This is a genomic window from Brevundimonas sp. (assembly GCF_032107865.1).
GTDB lineage: Bacteria > Pseudomonadota > Alphaproteobacteria > Caulobacterales > Caulobacteraceae > Brevundimonas.
This window is the reverse complement of record NZ_DAMCNG010000088.1, coordinates 1-10,516: the sequence shown is the minus strand read 5'-3', so window position 1 is coordinate 10,516 and position 10,516 is coordinate 1. Positions and strand designations below refer to the sequence as shown.

General features: G+C 68.2%; 12 protein-coding genes, 1 tRNA gene and 2 pseudogenes. 5 read left to right on the top strand and 10 right to left on the bottom strand.

Features of this window, described 5'->3' with window-relative positions; translation table 11 throughout:
- Window positions 1–82: 82 nt before the first annotated feature.
- The 7 genes and pseudogenes from RT567_RS09005 to RT567_RS08975 all read right to left on the bottom strand — a co-directional run bounded on the left by RT567_RS09005 (window position 83) and on the right by RT567_RS08975 (window position 3,983).
- A complete protein-coding gene (locus tag RT567_RS09005) occupies window positions 83–1,726 on the bottom strand; it encodes a TadG family pilus assembly protein (protein WP_313575910.1) in 1,644 nt (547 codons plus the stop codon).
- Window position 1,727: 1 nt separating this feature from the next.
- Window positions 1,728–2,147 carry a TadE/TadG family type IV pilus assembly protein gene (locus RT567_RS09000; protein ID WP_313575908.1) on the bottom strand — a complete coding sequence of 140 codons (420 nt, stop codon included), beginning with the start codon at window positions 2,145–2,147 and terminating at the stop codon, window positions 1,728–1,730.
- 86 nt (window positions 2,148–2,233) lie between these two features.
- On the bottom strand, window positions 2,234–2,668 hold the full coding sequence (locus RT567_RS08995; RefSeq protein WP_313575906.1) for a hypothetical protein: 435 nt from the start codon (window positions 2,666–2,668) through the stop codon (window positions 2,234–2,236).
- Window positions 2,669–2,694: 26 nt separating this feature from the next.
- Window positions 2,695–3,051: a hypothetical protein gene (locus tag RT567_RS08990; protein WP_087140527.1), complete on the bottom strand. Its 357-nt coding sequence runs from the start codon at window positions 3,049–3,051 to the stop codon at window positions 2,695–2,697.
- A gap of 99 nt (window positions 3,052–3,150) precedes the next feature.
- Window positions 3,151–3,435, bottom strand: a complete 285-nt coding sequence (locus tag RT567_RS08985) for a hypothetical protein (RefSeq protein WP_313575912.1) — start codon at window positions 3,433–3,435, stop codon at window positions 3,151–3,153.
- 118 nt (window positions 3,436–3,553) lie between these two features.
- Window positions 3,554–3,790: pseudogene (locus RT567_RS08980) on the bottom strand (response regulator transcription factor); the annotation flags it as partial.
- Between the two features lie 116 nt (window positions 3,791–3,906).
- Window positions 3,907–3,983 (bottom strand) — tRNA-Arg (locus RT567_RS08975).
- 138 nt (window positions 3,984–4,121) lie between these two features.
- On the opposite strand from RT567_RS08975, the gene RT567_RS08970 reads away from it, so the two are divergent.
- Window positions 4,122–5,408, top strand: coding sequence for a hypothetical protein (locus tag RT567_RS08970; RefSeq protein ID WP_313575904.1), 1,287 nt, complete (start codon window positions 4,122–4,124; stop codon window positions 5,406–5,408).
- A 70-nt stretch (window positions 5,409–5,478) separates the two neighbouring features.
- Window positions 5,479–5,784, top strand: a complete 306-nt coding sequence (locus RT567_RS08965) for a hypothetical protein (RefSeq protein ID WP_313575902.1) — start codon at window positions 5,479–5,481, stop codon at window positions 5,782–5,784.
- Window positions 5,785–5,831: 47 nt separating this feature from the next.
- On the opposite strand, the gene RT567_RS08960 is transcribed toward RT567_RS08965, so the two are convergent.
- A complete protein-coding gene (locus tag RT567_RS08960) occupies window positions 5,832–6,470 on the bottom strand; it encodes a TlpA disulfide reductase family protein (RefSeq protein ID WP_313575900.1) in 639 nt (212 codons plus the stop codon).
- Here RT567_RS08960 and argH point away from each other — a divergent pair.
- From argH to lysA, 3 genes are read left to right on the top strand one after another with little or no spacing between them, the layout of a single operon-like run.
- Window positions 6,469–7,887 (top strand): argininosuccinate lyase, encoded by a 1,419-nt coding sequence (gene argH / locus RT567_RS08955; RefSeq protein WP_313575898.1) that lies wholly within the window; start codon window positions 6,469–6,471, stop codon window positions 7,885–7,887. The genes RT567_RS08960 and argH overlap by 2 nt on opposite strands.
- Window positions 7,884–8,120: an LPS translocon maturation chaperone LptM gene (gene lptM / locus RT567_RS08950; protein WP_313575896.1), complete on the top strand. Its 237-nt coding sequence runs from the start codon at window positions 7,884–7,886 to the stop codon at window positions 8,118–8,120. Before argH ends, lptM begins: the two co-directional genes overlap by 4 nt.
- A 36-nt stretch (window positions 8,121–8,156) precedes the next feature.
- Window positions 8,157–9,431 carry a diaminopimelate decarboxylase gene (gene lysA / locus RT567_RS08945; protein ID WP_313575894.1) on the top strand — a complete coding sequence of 425 codons (1,275 nt, stop codon included), beginning with the start codon at window positions 8,157–8,159 and terminating at the stop codon, window positions 9,429–9,431.
- Between the two features lie 3 nt (window positions 9,432–9,434).
- Here lysA and RT567_RS08940 read toward each other — a convergent pair whose 3' ends face one another.
- A complete protein-coding gene (locus tag RT567_RS08940; RefSeq protein WP_313575892.1) occupies window positions 9,435–9,974 on the bottom strand; it encodes a phosphoribosyltransferase family protein in 540 nt (179 codons plus the stop codon).
- Window positions 9,975–10,024: 50 nt separating this feature from the next.
- Window positions 10,025–10,516, bottom strand: a pseudogene (locus RT567_RS08935) (DUF3426 domain-containing protein); the annotation flags it as partial.

Here is a 10,516-nt window from a genome sequence, read left to right as displayed (position 1 = left end):
CAGCGCCGCCCGGCCGCCGTGCAGCAGGCGGCGACGGGCCTGCGTCCGGCCGAGGGCTGACCCCCTCTCCCCAGCGCTAATCTCAGCCAACCAACTGCGGAACTCCGCCCTGGTTCGGACAGCGTACGTCATGCACCCAGACGTCCGCCTCGCCTAACCGGACGCCGAGCAGCTCCAGCAGGGGCTGCACCACGCCGTCCAGCACCGGCCCGAGCGGCGTCAGAATCGCCGCCAGCAGTTGAGTGACCAGGTGCAGCGGTATGCCTAGGGCCGTCAGCTTGGCATCCCGCAGCAGCGTCACCAGCAGACCGTTCACAAAGCCCTTGGCCTGCACGCTCTTGGGCTGCGTCGCGCCGATCTCTGAGCCGGTGAAGCTAAGTTCGCTCCACGACAGGTCCGCGACCTGGATGTCAGCGCTGCCCTCGATGGTGATGAGCAGAAGCGACACCAGCTTGGCCGGACTGACCTTGAGTTCGGACTTGAAGTCGCGCAGGCGCTTCTCGTCGATCTCGCCCAGACGCACGCGCGCCACGCCCGGCCGCGCCTCGATCAGAACGCGCGGCGTCCCCTCGCACTGCACCGCCTTTAACCGCGCTTCGGCGCTGGCCGCCTCGATCAGGATCGGAATCTTGACCTGGGCCAGCAGGCCGACCAGCGGTAACTTGTCCAGGGCCGTCGCCTTCAGATAGAGGCGCGTCTGCACCGTGCGGATGATGGGCTCGCCATGGCTGGTCACGGTCAACCAGGGCGCGCGATTGGGCCGTTCGCCGATGGCCAGCATGACATCAAAATCCGCCAGCCCCGTGCGAGCGCCTACGTCCAGCGCCAGCTGGCGCTCCTGATTGGCCGTCTGCAGCGTCGCCATCAACAGGTCCATCGCCGAGACCTCGGCGTCCAGGCCTCGCCTCAAGCCCTCGCGTGCATCCGCCTCGACACCGATCAGCTCATCCAGCTTGACCACAGCGTCCGCCGGCAGGCGGGTCAGCTTGCCCAGAACGCTCTGCGCGCCGGAGCCCGCCACAGCCTCCAACGCCTTCAGCACCTGGCCGGTCTGGGCCTCATGCGCCAACAGGGCGTCATAGTCGCCTGCCGCAACACCCAACTCCGCCGCCAGAGCGTCCGAGAATTGCAGCAGGTTGACCCGCGCGTCGGCCAGGGCGCGATAGTCCATGACCGTCAGCGACACATGGCTTCCCAACAGGCCGGACAGGAGGGCGTTGGCCAACCCTCCATCCAGCCCCGCCAGCCGCGAGCCGATGGAGAAGATAGCGCTGGGCTGGCCGCCCGGCAGGGCCGCCGTCGCCGACTTGGACACCGCCACGCTGTCACGCCCCATGATCCAGCGGCCGAAATAGAGCGACGCCGGCGCGCTCAGGACCACGCGGGCGGCGTTGGGCTGGGCTCCGCCGGGCGTAAAGCGTTCCGCCGGCTTCAAGCGACGGTCCGGAACATACCCCCCCACCTGAACCTGCACCGCCGTCAGATCCGCCAGATTGGCGTGAGCGATGGCTGTCGCCGCAGCTTCGGTCTGGGCCAGGGGCTGCGACAGGGTCTGGGCGGCGGCCAGGGCCGACAGGTCCGCTGCGCCCTGCACCTCACGCCCCTTCAGCATCATGGAGCCCACGTCGACGGCGAGCGCCGCTGAAACGCAGATCAGGGCGCCGAACACGGCGGCCATGACGGCCACCCCGCCCCGGTCATCGCCCAGACGTCGAAGTCCACGCATCTCAGCTCTCCTCGATGCGGATCACAGCGGCGCGGCGGATAATGCGGGGCGGCGGCACGGTCAGGGGCGCCAGGGCCATCAACGGATGGCCGCCCGCATTGTAGGCGACCTCCACCCGAAACCGTCCTGGCTCGGCGCGCACCTCGACAACGGCGTCGCCGGCTTCGAGGCCCATATCCTTCAGGTGCGACGCGACCACCTCACGCGCCAGACGCTCCCGCTCGGCCGCGTCCAGCCCGGCGATCGCCGCTCGCGCGCCCTCGGACACGACCGCCTGGACGGAATGGGCCATCCAGAACCAGGCGCCGTAGACGATCATCCCGACCAGCAGCAGGATGAACACCGGCCCGACTATGGCGAACTCCACCGCCGCCACGCCGTCGCGCCTTCTGCCCTGGATACGCGCCTTGCTTCGCATCATCGCACCTCATGACGCGAGGATGGTCACATTTACAACTTAAAGGAGAGTGTAGGCGCGTGATGAACGTGTAGGACGACCGAGAAGGCTCAGCCTGCGTCCGGGCGCGCGTCAGCTTGGAAAGGCGGACCGTTACGTCTTCTGGCGAGACTGCCGAAGATGAGGGATCCGATCACGCCGATGCTCCAGACGTAATAGGCAGAAATATAGGCCCACTGCTCCAACCGCAGATTGGAGACGAAGGCGTAGTGGGTGGCCAGCACCAGGAATTGAAACCCCGCCGCCGCGACCAGCCAGCGACGGCCGCTGCTGACGACGCCATACAAGATAAGCAGGAAGACGCCTGCGTCCGCACCAATCGCAAACCAGGGCGGCGAGCGATGGTCGAACGGAGCGACGGCGGAGATGACGCCCCCGGCGATGATGGCGAACGCCACGGCGCGCTCCCAAGACCCGCCGCGAATAATCGCCAGTCCCGTCGCAACGATCAGCAGGATGATGGTGAACAGAAAGATGGGTGACATCACGAACCATGCCACCCTCGAGCGATTCAGCCCACCCGTTCAATAAGCGAGAGACGGACGTTGCGGGGCACCGGCTGGTCCTGCTTGTCCAGGCCGACCAGTTGCACGCCGCGGAAGCGCGTCGTCTCCTTCACATCGGCGAGGGCCTCGTGCAGTTCGACCATCGCGGCCTGCGCGGCGACCTGAGCCGCCATCGCCCTGGCCAGGGCGTCAAAGGCCGGCTGGCCGACCGTGGCGGACAGGCCCGCGTCTTTTCGCCCGCGGGTCAGAGCCTGGGCGAGGCCGCCGAGACGTTCGATCGATTGATCCTGGCCGTCTTCGGCTCGTTTAAGCGCGCGTTGAATGCGCGAGGCGATCAGAATCGCCTGCTCGGTTCTCTTCATCAGTTCAGTGTCTTCCGGAGTTGGAGCCGGCGAACCTTCAGGAGCCGTACCGCAGCTTCTGCAGCACGAAGGCGAACTGTTCGGCGCCGGCTGCGGCTGTCAGGATCCACGCGGCTGCGGCGGCGACGCCGAAGACGACGAGGATGCTTCCCAGACGCCCGAGTCTGACTGGGTCGGCGCGAAGTTCACGTCCAACATGGCCGCTGCGATATAGGCCAGTTCCTTCATCACGCCGGTCGGCGTCAGGAACGGCGCCTGCTTGCGGGCCCCCTCCATGAGATGAGGCAGCATCCGGCGTTTGGCGGCGCTCGTCGCCATCTTCATGAAGAGGGCTTCGGCTTCGCCCCAACGCAGGGTGGGGATGGGATCGTTGTTCGACAACATAGGGCGTCCTTTCGGCCCCCTCAGTCGAGGCGATCAGCCCCTCGCTCGGTATTGGGAACGAGCCCGATTGGGAACCGGCCCCAACGCCTTCGCGGGCCGCGAGGGCCAGCGCGGCCGCGATCCGATTCTCGACCTGCAGCTTCCTGGTCGCGTTCTCGCAGTGTCGATCCACCGTGCCCGGACGAATACCCAGCTCCCGCGCGATCTGCTTCGAGTTGAAGTGCGCATGGACCAGCCGGAGGCACTGGCGCTCTCGCTCGGTCAGCAACGCTACGGATTCGGTCACGCCTTCCACCTGCGACGTTCGTTCGACGATGAAGTGTCGCCCGCCGCCCTTAGCGACACAAGCCAGCATACCCGTCGCGCACTCTGTCGCCGAGGTCGAACGATTGGAAAGCGCCTCATGGGTGAGGGAACGCCGCAGCGATCCGGCGCACACCTGAGACATTCGACGATCATCATGGGAAGACGTGGCGCACCCGACAGGATTCGAACCTGTGACCTCTGCCTTCGGAGGGCAGCACTCTATCCAGCTGAGCTACGGGTGCGTGCGCGGCGCGAGGGCCGGACGGCGGTGCTTACAGCATGGGCCGGATCGTCTCAATCCCTGAATCTCGGCGCGACGTCCCTTCTTGGCGCATGGCACGCGACAGCCTAGCGTGCCGGTTGGAGAGAGGGAGCATCCCATGCGTGTCACCACCATCGCCGCCCTGGCGGGCGCCGCCGTCCTGCTGGCCGCCTGCGCCGCATCGTCGAGATCAGGCAGCGACAGTCTGGACGCCGTGGCCCGCGACTATGTCGCCCTGACGCTGGAGATCGGCGAACGCGAGCCGGGCTATGTCGACGCCTATTACGGTCCGTCCGAGTGGGCCGAGGCCGCCAAGGCCAATCCCCGCGCCCTGCCCCAGTTGGCCGAAGGCGCGACGGCCCTGACCCGACGCCTCGAGGCTCTGCCCGAGCGGGGACTGGACGCCCAGAGCCGCCAGCGCCGCGCCTATCTGCTGGCCCACGTCTCGGCGGCCTCGGCGCGGCTGAAGATGCTGCAGGGCGAGAAGCTGGGCTTCGCCGACGAGGCTGAGGCGCTGTTCGGGGTGCGGCCCGAGCTGCGGCCGCTGTCGTCTTATGATCCGGTGCTAGCGCGCATCGACGCCCTGGTTCCCGGCGAAGGGCCGCTGGCGGAACGGGTGGCCGCCTTCCGCGCCCGCTATGTGATCCCCAAGGACCGGCTGGACACGGTGATGCGCGCCGCCATCGCCGAGTGCAAGGCGCGCACCGAGCGCCACATCACCCTGCCCGCCAACGAGACCTTCACGCTGGAGTTCGTCAACGACAAGCCCTGGTCCGGCTACAACTGGTACAAGGGGAACGCCTTCAGCCTGATCCAGGTCAACACCGACCTGCCCATCTACATCGACCGGGCGGTCGATCTGGGCTGCCACGAAGGCTATCCCGGCCACCACGTCTACAACGCCCTGCTGGAGCAGACCTTCGTCAAGGACAAGGGCTGGGTCGAGATGAGCGTCTATCCGCTGTTCAGCCCCATGTCCTTCATCGCCGAGGGCAGCGCCAACTACGGCATCGACCTGGCCTTCCCCGGCCATGAGCGGACGGATTTCGAAGCGCGCGTGCTGTATCCGCTGGCGGGACTGGACCCGGCGACAGCCGAGGCCCAGACGCAGCTTTTGGCCCTGACGCGCGAACTGGCGCGGGCGGAATATACGGTGGCCGACGACTATCTGGCCGGGCGGATCGACCGGGAGACGGCGCTGGACCAGTTGCAGAAATATAACCTCGTGGCGCGCGACCGGGCGGCGCAGCGGCTGAGCTTCATCGAGACCTACCGCTCCTATGTCATCAACTACGGCCTGGGCCGCGACATGGTGCAGGCTTGGGTCGAACGACAGGGGCCGGATCACTGGAAGACGACGGAGCGGCTGCTGGCCAGCCAGACGCTTCCGATCGATCTGGACTGAGGCGGTTCGCAACCCGCGGCGGGCCAGGGGCGTTAACGCCAAGGTTCAAATCTCAGAGGGGCTTTCACCCATGCGTATTCGTACCCTGACCATCGCCGCCGCCTCGGTTCTGGCGCTCGGCGCCGCCGCCTGCACCCAGGCTGAACAGAACAAGGCCGAGGCCAACGCCGAAGCCGCCGGCGACAAGGCCGCCGACGTCGCCGCCCAGACGGGCGAAGTCGTCGAGTCCGGCGCCATGAAGGCCGCCCAGGCGGTCGAGGAAGGCGCAGGCAAGGTCGCCGACAAGTTGGAAGACAAACAGGCTGAAGCCGCCGCCGAGGGCCGCCCCGGCGCCGTCGATCCGGCCACGGACACCCGCGTCCCGGCCAAGAACTGACCTCGCGCCTCTCCCTCCCCGTCCCGGGGAGGGAGAAAGTCTGCGCTCTATTTCTCCGCCAGCAGGTGGTCGACCAGGGCCTTGGCCTCGGCGCCGGCCCAGTCAGCCTCGCCAGTCAGAACAGCGCGGACCCGGCCTTGGCGGTCCAGCAGAATGGTCTGGGGCATGGCGCCCTTGCCCGGAAACTCGAAGGCCAGCTGGAACTTCGGGTCGATGTAGAATTCCAGCGGCGCGTTCTCGGCGATGAAGGCCCGCGCCTCGCCCGCCGTCTTCTCGACATCCATGCTGACGGTGACGACGGCGAAGTCCTCGCGCGCCTTGTAGTGGTCGGCCAGGGCCGCCAGGGTCGGCATCTCGATCTTGCACGGCGCGCACCAGGTGGCCCACAGGTTCACCACCGTCACCTTGCCCACGAAGTCGGCCAGGCGGACGTCGCCGCCCTCGGCGTCCTTGAACACATAGCCGGACACCGTCTGAAAAGCGTCCTGAGAGGCGGGCGTCTGAAGCGCCGCCAGCGATCCCTTGGCGAAGACCGCCAACTGCGGGTCGACGGTCTCGACCGCAGCCGGTGCGGACTCTTTGCCTCCGCCCTTCTGATTGACGTATAGCAGCGCCGCGCCCACGCCGATTACGCCAACCAGGGCGAACGTCGCCACGCCCGCCCAAGTCCGCCCAGAGCCGCTCATGTCCGATACGCCTTCCAAACCACAGCAAGATGTCCCCGCTCAGGGGCAGTCTCTATGGGGTGGGCGCTTCAGCGCCAAGCCCGCCGACATCATGCAAGCCATCAACGTCTCCATCGGCGTCGACAAACGCCTGTGGGCGCAGGATCTGGCCGGCTCGCGGGCCCATTGTCGCATGCTGGCCCAGCAAGGCATCATCCAGCCGACCGACGCCGAAGCCATCCTGGGCGGGCTGGACGTCATCGAGGGCGAGATCCGCGACGGTTCCTTCCCCTTCCGCGACGCCTATGAAGACATTCACATGAACGTCGAGGCGCGCCTGTCGGAGCTGATCGGCGAACCTTCGGGGCGTCTGCACACGGCGCGCAGCCGTAACGATCAGGTGGCGACGGACTTCCGCCTGTGGGTGCGCGACGCTTGCGACCGCACCGTGGCGCAACTGAAAGATCTGCAACGCACGCTGCTGGACCGGGCGGAACAGCACGCAGGCGACCTGATGCCGGGATTCACCCATCTGCAGACGGCCCAGCCGGTGACGTTCGGCCACCACCTGATGGCCTATGTCGAGATGTTCGGCCGCGACGCCGGCCGCTTCCATGACGCCCGCGTGCGCATGAACGAGAACCCGCTGGGCGCCGCGGCGCTGGCCGGTTCGCCCTTCCCCATCGACCGTCACATGACAGCGGCCGCGCTCGGTTTCGACCGTCCGATGGCCAACTCGCTGGACGCCGTGTCGGACCGCGACTTCGCACTGGAAAGCCTAGCCGCCGCCTCGATCGCGGCGGGCCACCTGTCGCGCCTGGCCGAAGAGATTGTGGTGTGGATGACGCCGATGTTCGGCTTTGCGACCCTGCCCGACGACCTGACCACCGGCTCGTCCATCATGCCGCAGAAGCGCAACCCCGACGCCGCCGAGCTGGTCCGCGCCAAGACGGGCCGCATCAACGGCGCCCTAATCGCCCTGACCACGGTGATGAAGGGCCTGCCGCTGGCCTATTCCAAGGACATGCAGGAGGACAAGCCGCCGGTGTTCGAGGCCTTTGACGCGCTCAATCTGGCGCTGACGGCCATGACCGCCATGGTCGCCGTGATCCGCCCCAACACCGCGAAGATGGCCGCCGCCGCCGGCGCGGGCTTCTCGACCGCCACCGATCTGGCCGACTGGCTGGTGCGCGAGCTGAACCTGCCGTTCCGCCAGGCGCACCACGTCACCGGCGCCGCCGTGAAGCGGGCCGAGGCGCTGGGCCTGGGTCTGGGCGAATTGCCGCTGACGGAATTGCAGGCTCTGGATGGCCGGATCACCGAAGGGGTGTATGAAGTGCTGACGCCCGAAGCCTCCTGCGCCAGCCGCCAGAGCTTCGGCGGCACGGCGCCGGAACAGGTCCGCGCGCGCATCGCCGACTGGAGAAGCCGCCTGTGAAGAAGACCCTGATCCTGGCGGGCGCCGCCGCCCTTCTTCTGGCCGGTTGCGGCCGCATGGCCGATCTGGAGCCGCCGCAAGGCGCGACGCCGAAGAAGCAGACCGAGCGCGCCATCCGCGACCGTTCGGCCGAGCACCTGCCCGAGCCGGCGATGCAGAACCTGCCGCCGCGCCAGATGCCCATCGACAACGGCACGTCCGACCCGTTCGGCAAGCCGCCGCAGGTGAACTGAGCCTTCGCTCCGACCTTCTGACTGGACTCCCCGCCGGTGCACCATTTCGATCTCAAGGACGGCGTCCTGCACGCCGAGGGCGTCTCGCTGGAGGCGCTGGCGGAGACAGTCGGCACCCCGACCTACGTCTATTCCTCGGCCACGCTGCGCCGTCACTACGGCCTGCTGCGCGAGGCGTGCGACGCGCATAAGGTTGCGCTGGGCGACGCCCTGATCGCCTTCGCGGTCAAGGCCAACTCCAACCTGTCGGTGCTGGCGACCCTGGCGAAACTCGGCTGCGGCGCCGACACCGTGTCAGAGGGCGAAATCCGCCGCGCCCTGGCGGCGGGCGTTCCGGGCGAGCGCATTATCTTCTCCGGCGTGGGCAAGACCGACGCCGAACTGGCCTTCGCCATCGACGTCGGCGTGCGTCAGATCAATGTGGAGTCCTCGGCCGAACTGGACCGGTTGATCGCAGTTGCGACCGCAAAAAACGCCGCCCCCGCCATCGCCATCCGCGTCAATCCGAAGATCGGCGCCGGCGGCCATGCCAAGATCACCACCGGCGGCGCGGGCGACAAGTTCGGCGTGCCGGTGGAAGAGGCGATGGCCCTCTACGCCCGCGCCTCCGCTTCGCCCCATGTCACGCCTGTGGGCCTGGCCTGCCACATCGGCAGCCAGATCACCGACCTCAGCCCGCTTGAGGCCGCCTTCCGCGTGCTGCGCCAGATGACGGAAGATCTGCGCGCCCAGGGGCACAGCGTCACCCGCCTCGACCTCGGCGGCGGCCTGGGCGTGCCCTACTACGGCGAGACGGCGACGCCTTCTCCGGCCGACTATGCAGCCATGGCCGCGCGTGTGCTGGACGGTCTGAACGTCGAGGCCGCCTTCGAACCGGGCCGCCTGATGGCCGCCAACGCCGGCGTGCTGCTCAGCCGGGTCATCCAGGTCAATGAACGAACGGACGGCCGTCGCTTCCTGGTGCTGGACGCGGCGATGAACGACCTGATGCGTCCGGCTCTCTACGACGCCTTCCACGACCTGAAGCCGGTCCGACCTGTGGAGGGTGAGGCGCTGCCCCACGATGTCGTCGGCCCGGTCTGCGAGACCGGCGACACCTTCGCCCGCGATCGCGACCTGCCGCCGCTGAAGGCGGGCGACCTGGTCGTCTTCATGAGCGCCGGAGCCTATGGCGCGGTCATGAGCGGCGAATACAACACCCGACCCCTAGCCGCCGAAGTCCTGATCGACGGCGACCGCTACGCCGTCATCCGCCCGCGCCCGACCTATGACGCGATGTTCGCCCGCGAACCGATGGCCGACTGGCTCTAAGCCTCAGTCCAGCGCACAGATGTCGGGCAAGCCGCGCATCCCGCCTGCGTGGTCCAGGCCGTAGCCGACCAGGAAGCGGTTCGGCGCCTCCCAGCCGACGAAGTCGGGCTCGGGCGCGCGGGGCTTGGGCCAGGGCTTGCGGGCGAAGACGCAGGTCAGCACCTCGGCCGCGCCCGCCTCCTTCGTGATCCGCACCGCTTCGGCCAGCGACAGGCCGGTGTCGAACACGTCATCCAGAATCAGCACCTTCCGCCCGTCGAGCGAGCGCTGATAGGGGGCGCGGACCTCGATCCGGCCCCGGCTGGTCTGTTCGTCGCCGTAGGAGGCCAGCCACAGGGCGTCGAAACGCACGTTGCGGCCTTCGCGCGCCAGGGCGCGGGTCAGGTCGGCGGCGAACCACAGCCCGCCGGTCAGCAGGACGGCGGCCACCGTCTCATCGTCGACATGGGGAGCGATGCGGCGCGCCAGATCGGCCACGACGGCCTCGATCTCGGCCTGGGACAGAAGAACCGTAGGGGCGGGGGTTGCTTGGGTGTCAGCCATGTCCCCGCCGATACTGCCTGGACAGGGGCGGAGTCGAGAGGCGAACACGCTCAGCGGCGCAGGCCGCCGTCCTCGCGCACGGCGCTGTCCCCGGCGCGCGGCGTCGCTGGAGCAGCCTTCGACCGCGCCTGAACAACCGTCTTGGGCGTTTCTTCGAGCAGATAGTCGACGCTCAATCTCGCTACACGACCCTGCGGATCGGGGATGACGACGGCGAAGCCCTGAACCTGGCCCGGCAGGATGGGCGGCCCCTCCAGACGCACGACGCGCCGCGTCACCGTCGCCCCCTTGGCGTCCTTGAGCACGACGACCAGCGGCGGCGGGACGACTTCAATGTCGCGAATGTTGCGCAACGCGCCCGAGACCAGCGTGCGTCCGGGATCGTGCGGCGTGGTGCGGCCCCTCAGCGCCTCGACCTCCAGGCCGACGGTGTTCACCCCCAGACCCAGCCACTTGTAGACCCCCGCCGCCGGCGGGAAGGCGCGGGCGATCTCCTCGCGGAACAGGACGCCGCCGGTCAGCAGGCCCAGCACCACGGCCGC